15 protein-coding genes are annotated in these 16,811 nt (G+C 64.1%); 4 read left to right on the top strand and 11 right to left on the bottom strand.

Annotated elements, in window-relative coordinates; translation table 11 throughout:
- Window positions 1-28 precede the first annotated feature (28 nt).
- Together XH89_RS17560 and XH89_RS17565 are read right to left on the bottom strand one after the other, a co-directional pair.
- The gene (locus tag XH89_RS17560) at window positions 29-1,132 is read right to left on the bottom strand and encodes an ISAs1 family transposase (RefSeq protein ID WP_194462274.1); all 1,104 of its coding nucleotides are present in this window, start codon (window positions 1,130-1,132) and stop codon (window positions 29-31) included.
- A gap of 118 nt (window positions 1,133-1,250) precedes the next feature.
- Window positions 1,251-2,447 carry an FAD-dependent monooxygenase gene (locus tag XH89_RS17565; protein WP_194468199.1) on the bottom strand — a complete coding sequence of 399 codons (1,197 nt, stop codon included), beginning with the start codon at window positions 2,445-2,447 and terminating at the stop codon, window positions 1,251-1,253.
- Window positions 2,448-2,595: 148 nt separating this feature from the next.
- On the opposite strand from XH89_RS17565, the gene XH89_RS17570 reads away from it, so the two are divergent.
- On the top strand, window positions 2,596-3,072 hold the full coding sequence (locus tag XH89_RS17570; RefSeq protein ID WP_194468521.1) for a MarR family transcriptional regulator: 477 nt from the start codon (window positions 2,596-2,598) through the stop codon (window positions 3,070-3,072).
- On the opposite strand, the gene XH89_RS17575 is transcribed toward XH89_RS17570, so the two are convergent.
- From XH89_RS17575 to XH89_RS17585, 3 genes are all read right to left on the bottom strand, one after another.
- Window positions 3,041-4,297 carry an O-antigen ligase gene (locus XH89_RS17575; protein ID WP_194468200.1) on the bottom strand — a complete coding sequence of 419 codons (1,257 nt, stop codon included), beginning with the start codon at window positions 4,295-4,297 and terminating at the stop codon, window positions 3,041-3,043. The genes XH89_RS17570 and XH89_RS17575 overlap by 32 nt on opposite strands.
- 155 nt (window positions 4,298-4,452) lie before the next feature.
- Window positions 4,453-6,000 (bottom strand): undecaprenyl-phosphate glucose phosphotransferase, encoded by a 1,548-nt coding sequence (locus tag XH89_RS17580; protein ID WP_194468201.1) that lies wholly within the window; start codon window positions 5,998-6,000, stop codon window positions 4,453-4,455.
- 117 nt (window positions 6,001-6,117) lie between these two features.
- Window positions 6,118-7,251 carry a glycosyltransferase family 4 protein gene (locus tag XH89_RS17585; RefSeq protein ID WP_194468202.1) on the bottom strand — a complete coding sequence of 378 codons (1,134 nt, stop codon included), beginning with the start codon at window positions 7,249-7,251 and terminating at the stop codon, window positions 6,118-6,120.
- 201 nt (window positions 7,252-7,452) lie between these two features.
- On the opposite strand from XH89_RS17585, the gene XH89_RS17590 reads away from it, so the two are divergent.
- The gene (locus XH89_RS17590; protein ID WP_194468203.1) at window positions 7,453-9,687 is read left to right on the top strand and encodes an exopolysaccharide transport family protein; all 2,235 of its coding nucleotides are present in this window, start codon (window positions 7,453-7,455) and stop codon (window positions 9,685-9,687) included.
- Between the two features lie 21 nt (window positions 9,688-9,708).
- Here the strand turns inward: XH89_RS17590 and XH89_RS17595 are convergent, their stop codons facing one another.
- Window positions 9,709-10,890 carry a GNAT family N-acetyltransferase gene (locus XH89_RS17595; protein WP_194468204.1) on the bottom strand — a complete coding sequence of 394 codons (1,182 nt, stop codon included), beginning with the start codon at window positions 10,888-10,890 and terminating at the stop codon, window positions 9,709-9,711.
- Between the two features lie 129 nt (window positions 10,891-11,019).
- Here XH89_RS17595 and XH89_RS17600 point away from each other — a divergent pair, with 129 nt between their 5' ends.
- Complete coding sequence (locus tag XH89_RS17600) at window positions 11,020-12,063, top strand: polysaccharide deacetylase family protein (protein WP_194468205.1); 1,044 nt, start codon at window positions 11,020-11,022, stop codon at window positions 12,061-12,063.
- On the opposite strand, the gene XH89_RS17605 is transcribed toward XH89_RS17600, so the two are convergent.
- Window positions 12,053-12,274 (bottom strand): DUF2842 domain-containing protein, encoded by a 222-nt coding sequence (locus XH89_RS17605; protein ID WP_045003154.1) that lies wholly within the window; start codon window positions 12,272-12,274, stop codon window positions 12,053-12,055. The genes XH89_RS17600 and XH89_RS17605 overlap by 11 nt on opposite strands.
- Window positions 12,275-12,383: 109 nt before the next feature.
- Between XH89_RS17605 and XH89_RS17610 the strand changes: the two genes are divergently transcribed.
- The gene (locus XH89_RS17610; protein WP_194468206.1) at window positions 12,384-13,466 is read left to right on the top strand and encodes a COX15/CtaA family protein; all 1,083 of its coding nucleotides are present in this window, start codon (window positions 12,384-12,386) and stop codon (window positions 13,464-13,466) included.
- A gap of 5 nt (window positions 13,467-13,471) precedes the next feature.
- On the opposite strand, the gene XH89_RS17615 is transcribed toward XH89_RS17610, so the two are convergent.
- From XH89_RS17615 to XH89_RS17630, 4 genes are all read right to left on the bottom strand, one after another.
- Complete coding sequence (locus XH89_RS17615; RefSeq protein ID WP_194468207.1) at window positions 13,472-13,816, bottom strand: hypothetical protein; 345 nt, start codon at window positions 13,814-13,816, stop codon at window positions 13,472-13,474.
- A 97-nt stretch (window positions 13,817-13,913) separates the two neighbouring features.
- Window positions 13,914-14,666 (bottom strand): class I SAM-dependent methyltransferase, encoded by a 753-nt coding sequence (locus XH89_RS17620; RefSeq protein ID WP_210345262.1) that lies wholly within the window; start codon window positions 14,664-14,666, stop codon window positions 13,914-13,916.
- 140 nt (window positions 14,667-14,806) lie between these two features.
- Window positions 14,807-16,087, bottom strand: a complete 1,281-nt coding sequence (locus tag XH89_RS17625) for an O-acetylhomoserine aminocarboxypropyltransferase (RefSeq protein ID WP_194468209.1) — start codon at window positions 16,085-16,087, stop codon at window positions 14,807-14,809.
- Window positions 16,088-16,225: 138 nt separating this feature from the next.
- A complete protein-coding gene (locus XH89_RS17630; RefSeq protein WP_194468210.1) occupies window positions 16,226-16,810 on the bottom strand; it encodes a CoA-binding protein in 585 nt (194 codons plus the stop codon).
- Window position 16,811 lies beyond the last annotated feature (1 nt).

Below are 16,811 nucleotides of genomic sequence, written 5' to 3' on the forward strand. Positions count from 1 at the left end.
TCTTCGCCTCCCCCCGCAAGCGGCAGGGCTATCGCATATGGCCGAACAGGGCGAGGAGGAAGGTGTCGTCCCAGCCGGCGCGCTTGATTTTCCGGCGTATGGAGGTGGGACCAGGACAAGATCGAAGGATGTTGAGCGCGAGTCTGCGCAGGATGGCGAGGTTCTCGGGAGCATGATCCATTCTCGCCCGGTTGCCGTCTTCGTCGAAGTGGACGTCGAGCACCCAATGCAACTGGTTCTCGATCGTCCAATGACTGCGCGTGACCGACAGCAGCCGCCTGGCGGACATGGGCTTGGAGAGCAGGTAATAGCGCACGACCGGCGGCTCGGCGCGATTGCCCTGCAATTGCCTGCGCGAGGTGACGCGGCCGATCGCAACGACGCCAGGGAAGCTGTGGACGGCAGCCAGACTGGTATTGCGCATGATGGTTGCCCGGCGCGCTTCGCGCCGGTCGTGGGTGGAGGGTTCGACCGTTTTGGTGGCCCTACGCTCGCCGGACCGAGCAAACTGCCCGACCACGGCCTTGAACAGCGGTCCACGGTTGGCCTTGATTGCCAGCACATAGTCGCCGCCGCGATCGAGCACCGTCTTTGCCATCGCGCGATGGCAATGCAGCGCATCGGCCGTGACGATGCAGCCTTCAAGAGACAGCAGCGCCAATACCTCCAATGCCCCCTTGGTCTCGTTGCGGCCGGGGGCCTTCTGCTGGGCAAGAGACATTCGCGCCTCCACCGCAAAGACGTTGACCAGGTGCAGAGGCTCGTAGCGCGAACCACGCTCGAAGGCGCCCCGCAGCGCCTTGCCGTCGACCGCGACCACTCCGGTGAGATTGAGCCGGTTAGCCTTGGCAAACGCCGCCATGAAACGCCGGAACGCAGCTTCGAACGCTTCCGGCTCGAGCAAACGGAACACGCGGCTGAAGGTGTCGTGACTGGGAATCCCGTGCGTCAGGCGCAGAAACAGTCGCAGCAGGTCTTCCTTGGCCTCTCCAAACTCCGCCATGTCCGAGCAGGTCTCTGCTCCGCACAGCACCGCAGCCAAGGCGATAACCAGCACCTCCAGCAGATCGTGCCGTGCGTTCGCCGCGCGCGGGTCCGACAACCGCCGAAAAGCCTTCTTGAACTTCCCCATCCGACTCCCTCCGCGTTGTGGGAGTCGTTCTCAGAATCCACCTTGTCAAACAATGCAATAGAGGCCGCAAATCCATATGCGATTCCCCTGCCGCAAGCGGGGAGAGGGAGAGAAGGAATCACGCCGCCCTCGCGTCATAGGCGTACATGAAATCCATGCTCTTTGATCCCAGCGGCAACAGCCATTTGATCATCTGATTGCGGATGAAGGCGCCGGTGGCGCTGAACTCGCGCTTGTTGTTGCCGTTGCGGCGGGCGATGGCGACGATCTTCTCGGCGCGCGGGCGCCGCTCGGCTTCGAAGGCCTGGAAGGTCGCCGTCAGCTCCTGACCCTCCTGCATCAGCCGGGCGAGCCGCATCGCATCTTCCAGGGCCAGCGAGGCGCCCTGGCCGGCATGAGGGCTGGTCGCATGGGCGGCGTCTCCGATCAGCAGCGAGCGCTTGCGTGACCAGGTCGGCAAGGTCGCGACGTCGAGCGTGTCGGTGACCACGATGTTCTCGGTCGCCTCGATGATCGCGGGGATCGGATCGTGCCAGCCGTGATGGAAGCCGCGCAAATGCTGCTTCAGCGTCTCCGCGTCGAGGGCACGAAACATCGCGGCGTCCATGCCGTGTGCAGGCTGCGTGCTCCACCACATCGCGCCGTCCTTGGGATCGGGGCTGCAATAGCCGTAACCGAAGAAGCCGCTCTGTCCGAACGTGGTCTCGACGCGCCCGCCGATCGCCCTTCCGTTGAGGACGGAGTGCGGCACGAAACCACCGAACCCGATCAGGCCGGTGTTGAAGGGTTTTGGTCCATCCGGCACAACCTGGCGCCGTGCGATCGAGTGGACGCCGTCGGCGCCAATCAGGAAGTCGCCTTCGGCGGTGGTGCCATCGGCGAAATAGGCGATGACAGGCTGATCGCCACGATCTTCGACCTTGATCAGGCGCTTCTCGAAATAGAGCGAGACGCAGGCGCACCAGGCTTTGTCGACCAGGATCTCGTTCAGCGCGGCGCGGGAGACGTTGACGGCCGGCTGGCCGAAGCGCCGCGCCATGTCGCGGTTGATCGAGCCGAGCCTTTGGCCTTCCTGTGAATAGAAGTCAAAGGACTCGGCGATCGAGCCGCGGCTGATCAGCTCGCCCGCAAGCCCGATCTCATCCATCACATGCATGCCGTTCGGTGCGATCTGGAGGCCGCCGCCGATGCCCTTGGAGTAAGGCCAGGCTTCGTAGATTGCGGATTCGATGCCGGCGCGTCGCAGCAGGATCGCGGCAACAGGCCCGGCGATGCCGGCGCCGATGATCAGGGCCTTGCGGGGACGATGAGGCATTGGCTTGCTCCCGACGTTTCCGTGGTGCTAGGAGAAATTACGGTCGCTAAATCTCTTAGTGGCTAAGATATATATCGACTAAGATATGAGGTGAGCCTTGTCAAGGACAAAGGCGCGCGCAGCGTTGCTGGGGGAATTGGAAGAGGCGATGCGGCGCTCGTCGGCGCAGGGCGTGCTCTATGGGCAAGCGGTTGCGAACGTGGCCGGAATTGCCAATTCCGATCTGGAATGCATGGACATTCTCTATCTCGAGGGACGCGTGACCGCGGGTCGGCTCGCCGAGGTCACGGGATTGACGACCGGCGCCATCACCGGCGTGGTCGACCGGCTCGAGAAGGTTGGCCTGGTGCGCCGCGAGCGGGACGAGGCCGATCGCCGCAAGGTCTACATCGCCGTCGTACCGGAGACCGCGATGAAGATCGGCCAGCTCTACGTGCCGATGCAGCAGGCGATGGAGAAGGTCTTCAGCGCCTATAGCGATGAAGAGCTGCGCCTGCTGCTGCGTTTCGCCAACGAGGGCTACAAGGGCGTGCTCGCAGCGACCGCTGCATTAAAGGGCCTGCTCGATACGCCGCCCGAAAAGAGACCGCAGCTCAAGCTGAAGAAGCATCCTCGCCAGACGTGATCTTGTAAGCCTGCGCGGCCGCGATCATGCCCCACATCGCGCCCAGCATCATCCAGAAATGGCGCCAGTGGTCGGTGTCGATCACGAAGCTTTCGCCGACGGTACCGACGAAGGCCGAGAACACCGCCAGATAAGCCCGCTGCCAGGGCACGCGGATGAAGATGTGGCGGAAGCCTGTGATGACGGTGGTGAAGACCAGTGCGGGATAGCAGACGCCGGAGAGCCAGCCGCCGGACATGAAGGCGTTCAGATAGGAATTGTGGGTGTCTTCGGGAAAGAAGCGGTGGAACTGCAACGGGCCGATGCCGAACGGCAGATCGAGTGCCATCTCCGCACCCAGGATATGCCGGCCGAACCGGCCAAAGCGGCCTTCGTCATAGCTCTGGTCGAAGCTCGCGCGCTGCTTGAACATCTCGGCGATGGAATCGAACGACAGCAGCACCGCGATCAGTGCGAGGCCGAGCACCACCGCGACGATGGCCATGACGATAATGCGCGAGCGCTGCGCATTGGTGCGGCTGGTCAGCACCATCAGCGCCAGCATGAAGGCGGCGGTCAGCACCAGTCCGCCCCATGCGGCGCGGGAGAAGGCGAGCAGGATCGCCAGCGACATGATGCCGAAGGCGATGACGTTGCGGAAGGCCTTAGCCTGCTTGTCCGAGACCACGCTCTGGAGCGCAAACAGCGCCGGCAGGATCAGGAACGCACCGAGCACGTTCGGATCCTTGAACGTGCCGCGCGCCCGTCCGTATAGCGTGAGAAGGTCGTCTCCGCCCGGCACCAGGTGGAAGTAGCCTGCGACTGCCGACAGCGAGGCGACCATCGCTCCGACCACCAGGCCACGGCGGAGCATATCGAGCCGAGCCGCCGTGTCCTCGGACGTGACCATGGCGAAGAACACCACCGTGACCGCCATGTACCAGGAGGTCGCGATCCAACTCGCCACCTCGGACTGGTCGTATAGCGGGATCGCGCCGATGGTGTAGCCGACATTGAGCAGGACCAGGGCCAGCACCAGTGGCATCAGCACGAGGCGCAAGCGCAGACCGGTGGCGAAGAAAGCGACGGTGGCGAGCAGCGTCGCAACCTCGTAGGGGCTCGGCTCGATGAAGACGATCGCGCCTGACGCGCCGACCAGCCACACCAGCGCGCGCTGAAGGGCCAGCACGCCGGGCGCGGCCGGTGCGGCTATTTTCATTCCACCGGCTGTCGCCGCATAGGCCATCAGACGCTCATACGCTTACGCAACTCTACGCCACAAACATTGCCGTCATCGCCCGGCTCGGCCGGGCGATCCAATATTCAGCGGCGCCCATTGGAGAAAACAAGCTGGCGCTGCGGAGTACTGGATGCCCCGCCTTCGCGGGGCATGACGGAAACTCAATACGCGTTCTCGTTCTTGGTCAGCAGCGAGAGCGGCGTCTTCAGGAGAATGACAAGGTCGAACAGCACCGACCAGTTCTCGATGTAATAGAGGTCGAACTCGACGCGCTTCTGGATCTTCTCCTGATTGTCGATCTCGCCGCGCCAGCCGTTGATCTGGGCCCAGCCGGTGATGCCGGGCTTGACCCGGTGGCGGGCGAAATAACCGTCGACGGCCTCGTCGAACAGCCGGCTCTGGAGCTTGCCCTGAACCGCGTGCGGCCGCGGGCCGACCAGCGAGAGATTGCCTGAAAACACCACGTTGAAGAGCTGCGGCAGCTCGTCGAGGCTGGTCTTGCGGATGAAGCGGCCGACGCGGGTGACACGCGGATCGTTCTTGGTCACGACCTTCGAAGCCGTCGGGTCGGCCTGGTGGTGATACATCGAGCGGAACTTGTAGACGTCGATACGCTCGTTGTTGAAGCCGAACCGTTTCTGGCGGAACAGGACGGGGCCGGGGCTGTCGAGCTTCACCGCCAGCGCCACCAGCGCCATCACGGGAAGGGCCGCGAGCAGTGCGAGGGTGCCGACGACGCGGTCGAACAGCCATTTCATCACCAGATCCCAGTCGGTGATCGGCGCCTCGAACACGTCGAGGGTCGGCACCTCGCCGAGATAGGAATAGGAGCGGGGGCGGAAGCGCAGCTTGTTGGTGTGGGCGGAGAGGCGGATGTCGACCGGCAGCACCCAGAGCTTCTTCAGCATCTCCAGGATGCGCGCCTCCGCCGAGATCGGCAGCGCGAACAGCACGAGATCGACTCGGGTACGGCGGGCGAATTCGACGATGTCGTCGACCTTGCCGAGCTTGCGCGCGCCTGCGCAGGTGTCGAGCGCGCGGCTGTCGTTGCGGTCGTCGAACACGCCGAGCACGTGGATGTCGGAATCTTCCTGTGCCTTCAGTGCCTCGACCAGCTGCTCGCCGTTGCTGTCGGAGCCGACGATGATGGTGCGGCGGTCGAGCCGGCCCTGGCGTGCCCAGCTGCGCACCAGCGAGCGCAGAACGAGGCGCTCGACGACCAGAGCCGCGAGGCCGAGGACATAGAAGGCGGCGAGCCACAGCCGCGATATTTCGCTGCCGAACTTGGCGAAGAAGGAGATGCCGATGAAAAGCAGGAAGACGAACGACCAGGACGAGATCATCCGCGTCATCTGCCGGAGCTGCCCGCGGAACAACTGCACCTGATAGATGTCGGCGGCCTGGAAGCAGATCACGGCGGCGATCGCGACGGCGACGATCTCTGCGGGGTAGACCCAGCTGAAGCCGACCAGCGGCATGACGTAGCCGACATAAACGGCGATGCCGACCACGCTCAGCAGCACGAAATCGATGACGCGCGCGAAGCCGGCGATCACGATCGGCGAATAGGCGCGTGCGACCCTCTGGTTGACGACCTCGAGTGCAGCCGGGGTGAGGCGGCGACGGCGTTCGACGAAAGCTGTCTCAGCAGGCTTGGCCGCGGCGCTGGTCGCGACATCGAGCATCGAGCGTGCGTTGAGCGGTTCCACGAGCGTCCACGTCCATTTCAAAGACCCGCGGGCACGCCTTTGCGCCCCGAGGGCATCCCCCTGGGACGTCGATTATCGGATAAATCGGAAGATTCTCTAAAGCTGGCTTAAGGATGGTTAATGATTGGCAAATGCGTCGCGATAGCCCGCGAGCACGCCATCAACCATCGCCTGCTGGGAGAAGTGCGCCGAAATGCGCTCGCGCAAGGCCGATGCGCGCTGCGCGGTCGCCTGCGTATCCTCAAGCGCGGCCGCGATCGCCTCGGCCATGGCGTCGGCGTTGCTCGCCGCGAACAGGGCAGGGCTATCGCTGCCGAAAATCTCGGGAATACCGCCGACGCGCGCGGCGATCATGGGAACGCCGGCCGCCCCCGCCTCGATCACGACGTAGGGCATGGAATCGCCGCGCGAGGGAACGACCAGCAGCCGCCCCTTGGAGAAGCCGTAGCGCGCCTTGACATGCCCGATGAAACGAATCGCGTTCGCGAGGCCAAGCCGTTCGACCTGCGCCTTCAGTACCGCCGTTTCCTCGCCATCGCCGCCCAGCGTCAACGTCACCTTCTTGCCGCGCTCGTGCAGCCGCGCCACGGCATCGACCAGCAGATCGGCGCCCTTGATATGGCGGAACTCGCCGACATAGGCGAGGTCGGTGGCATCGTCGGCAACCGCGACGGGCTCAAATTCGTCCGGCGTTACACCATTGAAGACGCAGTGCACCACGCCCTTGGGCTTGCCGACGATGCGCTGATAGGTATCGCGGGCGAACGCGCTCTCGAACAGGAACAGATCCGTCGAATCCGTCAGCGCCCGCTCGAGCCGTGCGTAGAATTCGCCCTTGAAGGTGTTGAGGGGGTAATGCAGCGAGCCGCCATGCGGGGTGTAGATCCGGATGGTATCGTCCGAACGCCGCCGCATGCGAACGAAGGCGCCGGCCTTGGCGCCATGTCCGTGCATGACGTCGGGCTTGAGCGCAGCGATCAGGCGGCCCATCCGCAGCCAGACGAGAAAATCGTCTGGTGAGGGTTCGCGACGGATCGCGAGCCGGTGCACGCCGAGCTTCAGCCGCGGCGCAAGCTCGGCCAGCGCCTTCTCGGCGCGCTCGCCGCCGGTGAGGCTGTCGGCGAGAATCCCGACTTGATGACCGCGATCGATCTGGCCGTTGGCGAGGTCGAGGATGTGCCGGAAAATACCACCGACGGGCGCGCGCACGGCGTGCAGGATGCGGAGCGACTGGTCAGGAGAGGGGGGCATGATCAAAACCAGCGCTCGACGGCGAATGCCGAACAATCTTCGAAAATATCGAGACGGATTAAGGACCCTCGTGGTTAACAAACGGTGACGACATCCTCGGGTGCGCATGCGATTGGCCGCGATTAACCCAGCGGCAACCATAATGGAGTGTAATCGCGGCGATTGAAGTAGGTTAGTGGCGTCGCCCTGCGGGAGTGTTCGATGCGTTTAGCGTTCTGGCGTGCCGGCAAGGACAAGGCCGTCATCGAGCGGGCCGTTTCGAAGGCCAGGGTTGAGGCCAAGCCCGAAGCCACGCCTCGCGTTGAAGCTGGACCCGTAGCGGTTGTCGCAAAGCAGGCGCCGGCCGAATCCGGTGACATCGATCTGCACGCGCTCGGTGGCGCCCTCGCGCGCAAGCGCGCCTGGATCATCGTGCCGACGGTGCTGGCGCTCGTCGCATCCGTCGCTGTCGTCAATGTCATTACGCCGCGCTACAAGTCCGAAGCGCGCATCCTGATCGATGGTCGCGAGAACGTCTTCCTGCGGCCGAACAGCGATCGCACCGAGGAACGGCAGGCACTGGACGCCGAGGCCGTCACCAGCCAAGTGCAGCTCGTGCTGTCGCGCGACCTCGCGCGCGAGATCATCAAGAAGAACAAGCTTGCCGAGCGCCCCGAATTCGATCCGGTGCTGCAGGGCGTTTCGCCGCTGAAATCACTCGCCGCGCTGGTCGGCATCGGCCGCGATCCGTTCTCGATGACGCCTGAAGAGCGCGTCCTCGACGCCTATTACGATCGCCTTCAGGCCTATGCCGTCGACAAGTCGCGCGTCATCGTCGTCGAATTCCAGTCCGCTGATCCCGAGCTTGCCGCGCGCGTCGCCAATTCGATCGCGGACGGCTATCTCGTGCTCCAGCAGGATGCGCGCCAGGAGCAGGCCAAGAACGCAAGCCAGTGGTACGCCGGCAGGATCGACGAATTGCGGCGGAACGTTTCGGAGGCCGAAGCGAAGGCCGAAGATTTCCGCTCCAAGTCGTCGCTGTTCGTCGGCACCAACAACACCACGCTGTCGAACCAGCAGATGGGCGAGGTTAACACACAGCTCAACAATGCGCGTGCGCTCAAGGCCGACGCCGAAGCCAAGTCGCGCCTGATCCGCGAGATGCTCAAGAGCGGCAAGCCGATCGAGGCCTCGGAAGTCCTGAACTCGGAATCGCTGCGCACGCCGTCCCAGCAGCGGGTGGCGCTGCGGGCCCAACTGGCCGAGCAATCGTCGACCTTGCTTGGCAATCATCCGCGCATCAAGGAATTGAAGGCGCAGCTGGCCGACCTCGACAACCAGATCCGGGACGAGGCGGCCAAGATCGCCCGCTCGCTCGAAAACGATGCGCGCGTCGCTGGCGAGCGTGTCCAGGAATTGTCGGCGAGCCTCGAGCAGCTCAAGAAGCAGGCGACCTCGACCAACGGTCAGGATGTGCAACTCCGCGCCCTCGAGCGCGAAGCCAAGGCGCAGCGCGACCTGCTGGAGACCTATCTCGCCAAATATCGCGAGGCCAACACCCGCGAGACCATCGACACCGCGCCGACCGATGGCCGCATCATCTCGCGCGCCATCGTCTCCAACACGCCGGCCTATCCGAAGAAGCTGCCGATCGTGCTGATCGCAACGCTGGCGATGCTGCTGCTCTCGTCCGGTCTCGTCGTCACCGGCGAGCTGCTGCGCCAGACTGCACCGCGGGCCGTTGCCACGTTGACGCAGCCTATGGTTCGCAAGGAGCCGGTCGTCGAGGCGGTCGAGGTGGAGCCGGTGCCGCTCCAGCCGGAGATGGAGATGACGACGAATGCCGATGCCAGCGAATTCGTCGAGATCGGGCAGCTGGTCGAAAGCCTGAAGGCCGCAGGTTCGGCCGCGAAGAAGGTCACGGTGCTCGGCACCGCACCGGGCGATGCCATCACGCTGTCGGCCCTGACGCTCGCCCGGCACCTTGCTCGCGACGCGCGCGTCGTCGTGGTTGATCTTGCCGCATCCTCGCCGACGATTGCCGCTGTGTCCGTCGATCCGACGGCGCCTGGTCTTGCCGAGCTGATGCAGGGACAGGCTTCGTTTGCGCAGGTCATCACGCGCGACAAGCTCTCGCCGCTGCACCTGGTCATGGCCGGTCGCCCGGGCTTCGACCGCAGCCTGCTCCAATCGCCGCGGGTGTCGCTCGCGATCGACGCTCTGTTGCGCGCTTATGATCACGTGCTGATCGACGCCGGCAGCGCATCCGATCTGCCGGCCGAACTGCTGACGGCGAATGCCCGCGCCGTCGTGGTGCCGGACGCATCGATGGAGGCGGACGCACGCACCCTGATGTGCGAGCAGCTCAAGGCCGTTGGCTTCAGCGAGGTGACGATGCTGAGCCGGCCCGTGCAGCCGTCGGATGCCGGCGAAACGCCGCGCGTGGTGGCGGCGTAAGGAGAGGGCGCGCTTCGGCGCCTACCCGAACGCTTGCCGCACTCTGCGGGCCAGGTCGAGCAGCATCTGGTTCTGCTTCACCAGGCGCTTGCCATGGTTGAACGAGGACATCGCCATCGCCGCCAACCTGCCGCGCGAGGTCAGCGGCACGAAGCTGTCGAAGATGTCCTCGTCACCCCTGCAGAACATGCGCTTGTAATCGTCGGTGCCGATGCCGAGGTCGAGTGAGCGGTAGCCGCGCTCGGCGTAGCGGTCGATGATGTAGCGCATCAGGATCAGACCCGGACTGTAGCGGGCGTGCTCCGACATCGTGTAGGTGTTGAACATCATCGAGTAGCGCTGGCCGTCGGCGACGCCGGCGAAGACCGCGATCACCTCGTCGTCGCATTCGAGCGCATGGATGTCGATGACGCGGCCTTCGCCGCGCGGTGACAGACAGGCGTCGCGGATGAATTGTTCGACGCCCGGCTCGGCAAAGACGTTCGGCAGCTTCTGCTCGGCCATCCGCACCGGTTTGACACGGAAGAACCAGTCGAGCAGACGGGTGACGTCCGCGTCGGTCGTGGCCAGGTGATAACGATAGCCGGCCAGCCCGTGCAGCTTCTTTTCCTTGCTCTTCAGCCGGCGGCGAAGGGAATTGCTGATCCGGGAGGCGGGTGGCCCACCCGGCTCCATCTCCAGCAGAGGGCAGCCGTTGATGGCGCTTTGCTGCGGCAGCAGCGCGAACGGGTTCTGCTGACCGTGCCAGTGCCTGGGCTGCTGCGTCAGCGCGAGAACGTCGACCTGCTCGCGTAGCGGGGCAAACAGCATGTCGATATCTGCGGCGCGCGCTTGGGCGGCGAACTCGGCGCTCCACAGTCCCATGTTGAAGGTCGTATGCTTGCCGCCCATGAAGCAGGCTGTGCGTACGCCGTGACCTTGGCGTAGCGCAAGCGGCAGCACGGCAAGCAGCCTGTGCTCGGCATCGCGCGCGATCACGATGAAGGGGCGGGCGCCCTCGCGTTCCCCGACTGATCGTTGCCAGGAGCCCAGCAGGTCGAACCGCTGATAGGGCGTGAACAGGTGTCCGGGCTCCTCGAGAGCGCGCCAGACCGGCTCGGCCTCGGCAAGGTCGCCGACGACATCGACATGCGCGATATGGCTCGCTCGAGGCCGCGCTGGCGATTCTGCCGTCCGGCTTTGTATCGCCGCAGCCATGGTCATCCGCGAAACCTGTCGAGAAAGCAAGAAATACGTATTTCGGCCAGTGGCCGACCTTTGCAAAGAAATGTCAACAAAGGGTAATGACAGTGGCTGAGGGATCAGGCCGCCAGCGAACCCGAAGGTGGGATATTGGCACCCGACAACAGATGGCTGGAGCGGTTGCGGCTCGAACTGACCTGGTTGACCGGCCAGCCCTTGCTGCGCAGCCGTGGTGCAGGCGCCATCCTGCGCTTCGAGCGCGTGCGGCCGCGACGAGGCGGCGCGTTTCAACCGCTGCGCCGGAACGAAATCACGCCGCAATTTCTCGATCGTGCCATTCGCGCGCTGAAGCGTTGGAATTATGATTTTCTCGGCATGGACGAGGTCTGCCGCCGCGCGGTGACGCTGCCCGAGAAGCGTCGCTTCGTGGCGCTGACCTTCGATGGTGCGAGCAAGGATCTGATCAGCTTTGCCTATCCGGTGCTGGCGCGGCACGCCGTGCCGTTCACGCTCTACGTTCCCACCGCCTTTCCCGACGGCGTCGGTGAGGCATGGTGGCTCGGGCTCGAGCAGGTGATTGCACGCGAGAGCCGCATCAGCCTGATGATGGGAGACAAGGAGCAGCGCTTCAGCGTCACGGATAATTCCGAGAAGCAGGCGCTGTTCTCGTATCTCGAGAGCTGGCTGCGCTCGCTGCCGCCGGCGGATTTGTCGACCGCGATCGCCGATCTCTGCACGCGTTACCGGGTCGATCTCGCCGCCCTCTCGCGCGAGGCGTCGATGGACTGGGAGGATCTGGCGAGGCTCGCCGCTGATCCGCTGGTCACGATCGGCAGCGCGACTGTGAACTATCCCAATCTCGCCAGCATGAAGGACGCGGCCGCGCTACGCGAGATGACGATGGGCAAGGCGGTCGCCGAAGCGGCCTTCGGCCGCGAGGTCGGGCACCTCGCGTTTCCGTTCGGCGATCGCGCCTCATTCCGGCGCAGCCACGTCGTGATGGCCGAGGAAGTAGGTTTCGCCAGCGCGGTCTCGACCATCTCAGGAATTGTCGATGCGGAAGGGCGCACCAATCTGCACGCGCTGCCGCGGATTGCCTGGGACGGGCGGGTGCGCTCGCTGCGCATGATGCGCGTGCTGGTGTCCGGTGTCGCCTTTGCGCCGGTGAGACCGACTGGCAGTGCTACGAGCTAGATTTGGCGCGATCCGGCCGCTGCATCCAGCTCACGATCGGCATTGCCGGCAGCACCCAGCCCATGCCGACTACCACGTAGTAGATCGCCTGCCGCCAGCCGGACTCGGCGATCCACGGCATCTGCGCAGCCGCCATGCCGAGCAGGGCCCAGACGGTGGCCAGCACCAGAAGCAGGATGGCGCCGAGGAACTTGCGGGTACGGATCGTCATGGCGGGGGCTTGCGGCTTTCGCGTAACTTGCGCTGCAGGAGCGGGGGACTATAAGGGGCACGCAGTCTGGTTCAAGTAGCTTGGATACAAGGCTTGGTTCGCCCCTGAAATGACGACGAATTTCGCCCCGATCAACCCGCATCGCGCCGTGCGCTGGTGGCTGATTTCCGTGGCCGCCCTGATCGCTCTGATGGTGCTGGTCGGCGGCGCGACGCGCCTGACGGAATCCGGCCTTTCGATCGTCGAATGGAAGCCGGTCACCGGCAGCGTGCCCCCGTTGTCGGAGGCGCAGTGGACCGACGCCTTCGAGGCCTACAAGAAGATTCCGCAATATCGCGAACTCAATGCCGGGATGAGCCTGTCCGAGTTCAAGCAGATCTTCTGGTGGGAGTGGAGCCACCGGCTGCTCGGCCGTTTCATCGGCGTCGCCTATCTGCTGCCGTTCCTGTTTTTCCTGTGGCGCGGTGGTCTGGCGGGCGATTTGAAGCGGCGGCTTTGGCTGTTGTTCGCGCTTGGAGGCCTCCAGGGTGCGGTCGGCTGGTGGATGGTGGCCTCAGGGCTGTCCGAGCGGGTCGAAGTGTCGCAATATCGGCTCGCGACGCATCTGGTTCTGGCGCTGCTGATCTTTGCCGGCATCGTCTGGACGGTGCGCAGGCTCGCCGATCGGCCGCAGCTTGCGGTTCCCGCGCGGCTGCGGTTCACGAGCGCGGTGCTGGTGCTCGTGACCTTCATCCAGATCTATTTCGGTGCGCTGGTCGCGGGCCTGCGCGCCGGACGCGCCTACAACACCTGGCCGCAGATCGACGGCGCATTCATTCCGTCGGCGGAGCGGCTGTGGTTCGAGACGCCGTGGTGGCGCAACATGTTCGACAATGTGCTGACGGTTCAGTTCGAGCACCGCATGACGGCTTACTTGCTGTTCACGCTGGTGGCGCTGCATGCGTTCAACGCGGTGCGCTCGCGCGCCGGCTCGGCGACCAGCGGTGCGCTCTGGCTGCTTGCGGCGGTCAGCTTGCAGGTGGTGCTCGGCATCCTCACACTGCTCAACCAGGTGCCGATTGATCTGGCGCTCTCGCACCAGGCGGTTGCGATCGCCGTTCTGACGTTGGCGGTGATGCAGGCGGAGCGGCTGGCGGCGCGGCAAAGCGCGGAAGCACAGCCGCGCGCGGTCCCGGTGGAGCAGCCCGGCTGACCAGATCAGCAATAACCGTAGATGCCGCACGAATAGGGCAGGCGCCAGAAGTAATCGACCTGTTTCCCGCCGTAGTACGAGCCCTGGTAATCGTAGTCCCAGGGGCGACCGTAATAGCCCGGCAGCGTATGGGAGCCCGGCAACAGCGGCGTGCCTGGCAGGTTCCGAATGTAGCTGCCAATGCCATAGGCCGGCGAGATCAGCGCATCCGGATCAGTCTCGACATAGACCTTTGGCGGCTCCTGCGGCGGAGCGGCGGCCCGCCGCTTCGGATGGGCCGGAAAGTCAGCGGCAACGGCGGCTGAGACCGTCAGCATCACCGCCAGGGCAGGCACCATCCAGCGCAGCATCATCGGCTCCGAATCAAAGGGGCGATCCAGCGATGATGTATGCGGCAGATATGGTTAATGACTATTAACCGGGGCGCGCTTTCACTTGCTCCGCGGATCAGGCCGGAAACGTCCTGACCGGGGTGACGACCGCGTCGAATTGGATGCTCACCCTGTTCTTCAGAACGTGCTGGATGACCTCCGTCTCCGACTTCTCGAAGAATTCGTCCCAGTTCGCGGCCTGACCGAACTCTCGCGCGAAATCGATCTCGGCGAATTTGCCGAGGAAGAGGGCGGTGACATCAGACTCGTTGTTCTTCGCGAATACGTGCTTTTGTCCGGACTTCCTCATGTACAAGCCGATCATGCGGAGGGCCTTGTAGACCAGCGTGCTGTCGTGAAAGAGAATGACTGCATCGCTCTTCATCAGCGGAAGCGTCCACAAGAAATCCCTGAAGCAGGCGATGTCGGTGTGCTCGCCATCGATGAAAGCGATCTCGAAGCTGTTTTGAGCGCCCTGTACCGCATCCACCGAGCCATCGAACGTGGTCAGCTTGGACGTCGGGATGCCGCGAGACACCAGATTGTTGATCATGGTCTGGTGGGTAATTCCGGAATAGTCGTACTTGGCGCCCCGCTCGTCCGGCTGCTGGCGTCCCCTTTCATCAATTGAAAGCACCGCCGTGCATGCGGGGTCCAGCAGAAACGGCGTCAGGCTGCCGCCGAGATAGGAGCCGATCTCGACATAAGAAAACGATCCGAGCACTCGCTTGGCGAGAGCAATGGTCTGCAACAAGAACCTTTTATCGTGAGCGCTTGTTTGCGAGGGGATTGGAAACAGCGTTCCGATGTCCGCTACGGCGATATTCATGGCCATCCTTGTGCAGTCGCGTTCATGACGCCCGGTTGAGACGTGGGAGCGTTGGGCGACTGTAGCGAGGGAAGCTGGCGCGGAGCCTTCGGCAAGGCGCAGCGCCAGTTTCCGGTGCGGATGGAAGGTGTCGAAGCTTGCTAGGCGCCCAGCGCCTGCTCCAGGTCGGCGATCAGGTCTTCCTTGTCCTCGATGCCGATCGAGAGCCGGACCACGTCGGGGCCGGCGCCGGACTTGATCTTGGCGGCGTCGTCGAGCTGGCTGTGCGTGGTCGAGGCCGGATGGATCACCAGCGAGCGCGTGTCGCCGACATTGGCGAGGTGCGAGAACAGCTGCAGCTTCGACACCAGGTTGACGCCGGCGTCATAGCCGCCCTTCAGGCTGAAGGTGAACACGGCGCCCGCGCCCTTTGGCGCATATTTGCGTGCGAGCTGGTTGTACTTGTCACTCGGAAGGCCGGCATAGCTCACCGAGGCCACCGCCGGATGTCCGGCGAGGAATTCGGCGACGGCTTTCGCATTGTCGCAGTGCTTCTGCATGCGCAGCGGCAGCGTCTCGATGCCGGTGAGGATCATGAAGGCGTTGAACGGCGACAGCGCCGGGCCGAGGTCGCGCAGGCCCAGCACGCGGCAGGCGATCGCGAAGGCGAAATTGCCGAACGTCTCCTGGAGCCGGATGCCGTGATATTCCGGCCGGGGCTCGGAGAGCATCGGATATTTGCCGCCCGTCGACCAGTCGAACGTGCCGGCATCGACGATGATGCCGCCGAGCGAATTGCCATGGCCGCCGAGAAACTTCGTCAGCGAGTGCACGACGATGTCGGCGCCATGATCGATCGGGCGGATCAGATAGGGCGAGGCCAGCGTGTTGTCGACGATCAGCGGCACGCCTGCCGTGCGCGCCACGGTCGAGATCGCCTCGATGTCGGTCATGCTGCCGGCGGGATTGGCGATGGACTCGATGAAGATCGCCTTCGTGCGCGGCGTCACCGCGCGCTCGAAGCTGGCGATGTCATCTGGGTCCGCCCACACCACGTTCCAGCCGAAGCTCTTGAATGCATGGGTGAACTGGTTGATCGAGCCGCCATAGAGCTTTCGCGCGGCGATGAACTCGTCGCCGGGCTGGAGCAGTTGCTGCAGCACCACGACCTGCGCGGCGTGGCCCGACGCCACCGCCAGCGCGGCGGTGCCGCCCTCGAGTGCGGCGACGCGCTCTTCCAGCACCGCGTTGGTCGGATTGCCGATACGCGTGTAGATGTTGCCGAACGCCTGCAGGCCGAACAGCGAGGCGGCGTGGTCGGCGTCGTTGAAGACGAACGAAGTCGTCTGATAGATCGGGGTCGCGCGCGCACCGGTCGTGGGATCGGGCTGTGCACCGGCATGCACGGCGAGGGTCGAAAATCCCGGAAGGCGATCGCTCATACTTGGCGTCCTGTTTTTGTGGTCTGAAATCGCGCGGCATGCTGATCGGCGCCGCGCCCGGCGTCAAGCTGCGGCTTCACATCGCAACGATCGTGCTACGCATTGTCGCGTTCGCGGAATGAATCCGTCGCGATTGCTTCAGCTCTGTTCGGTCTTGTTTTTGGCGGCACGATCGGAGGCTGCGGTATCGCCGCCACCGACACTCATCCGATTGAGGGATAGACGCATGCCTTGCGTCGGCGCTGGCGGGCGCTTGGAGGAGAGCGTGCGCGAATTGACGCCCATCCAGGAGATCTCCGACGACAGCCGGCCATATTCGATCTTGGGACAGCGGTTCATCACGACCTTGATACCTGCGGCCTCGGCCTTTTCCGCCGCCGCATCGTCGCGTGCGCCAAGCTGCATCCAGATCACCTTCGGCAGAGGATCGAGCATGAGGGCTTCCTCGACGACAGGCATGATGTGGCTGGAGTTGCGGAAAATGTCGATCATGTCGACGGGGCTGCCGATGTCGGAGAGCGAGGCGACGAAGGGCTTGCCGAGCAGGTCCTTGCCGACATGTCCGGGGTTGATCGGGATCATGTCGTAGCCGCGCTGCGCCAGATATTTGAACGCGAAATAGCTCGGCCGCACATTGACCGGCGAAGCACCGACCATGGCGATCGACTTCACGCTGTTGAGAATGCTGCGGATATAATTGTCGGGATAGGAGTCGTGATTCATT

Source organism: Bradyrhizobium sp. CCBAU 53340 (assembly GCF_015291645.1).
Classification (GTDB): domain Bacteria; phylum Pseudomonadota; class Alphaproteobacteria; order Rhizobiales; family Xanthobacteraceae; genus Bradyrhizobium.

Excerpts from the sequence above, each read along its gene's own strand:
- XH89_RS17560 (WP_194462274.1), bottom strand. The coding sequence starts at position 1,132 with ATGGGGAAGTTCAAGAAGGCTTTTCGGCGGTTGTCGGACCCGCGCGCG.
- XH89_RS17565 (WP_194468199.1), bottom strand. The coding sequence starts at position 2,447 with ATGCCTCATCGTCCCCGCAAGGCCCTGATCATCGGCGCCGGCATCGCC.
- XH89_RS17570 (WP_194468521.1), top strand. The coding sequence starts at position 2,596 with ATGCGGCGCTCGTCGGCGCAGGGCGTGCTCTATGGGCAAGCGGTTGCG.
- XH89_RS17575 (WP_194468200.1), bottom strand. The coding sequence starts at position 4,297 with ATGGCCTATGCGGCGACAGCCGGTGGAATGAAAATAGCCGCACCGGCC.
- XH89_RS17585 (WP_194468202.1), bottom strand. The coding sequence starts at position 7,251 with ATGCCCCCCTCTCCTGACCAGTCGCTCCGCATCCTGCACGCCGTGCGC.
- XH89_RS17590 (WP_194468203.1), top strand. The coding sequence starts at position 7,453 with ATGCGTTTAGCGTTCTGGCGTGCCGGCAAGGACAAGGCCGTCATCGAG.
- XH89_RS17595 (WP_194468204.1), bottom strand. The coding sequence starts at position 10,890 with ATGACCATGGCTGCGGCGATACAAAGCCGGACGGCAGAATCGCCAGCG.
- XH89_RS17605 (WP_045003154.1), bottom strand. The coding sequence starts at position 12,274 with ATGACGATCCGTACCCGCAAGTTCCTCGGCGCCATCCTGCTTCTGGTG.
- XH89_RS17610 (WP_194468206.1), top strand. The coding sequence starts at position 12,384 with ATGACGACGAATTTCGCCCCGATCAACCCGCATCGCGCCGTGCGCTGG.
- XH89_RS17615 (WP_194468207.1), bottom strand. The coding sequence starts at position 13,816 with ATGCTGCGCTGGATGGTGCCTGCCCTGGCGGTGATGCTGACGGTCTCA.
- XH89_RS17620 (WP_210345262.1), bottom strand. The coding sequence starts at position 14,666 with ATGAATATCGCCGTAGCGGACATCGGAACGCTGTTTCCAATCCCCTCG.
- XH89_RS17625 (WP_194468209.1), bottom strand. The coding sequence starts at position 16,087 with ATGAGCGATCGCCTTCCGGGATTTTCGACCCTCGCCGTGCATGCCGGT.
- XH89_RS17630 (WP_194468210.1), bottom strand. The coding sequence starts at position 16,810 with ATGAATCACGACTCCTATCCCGACAATTATATCCGCAGCATTCTCAAC.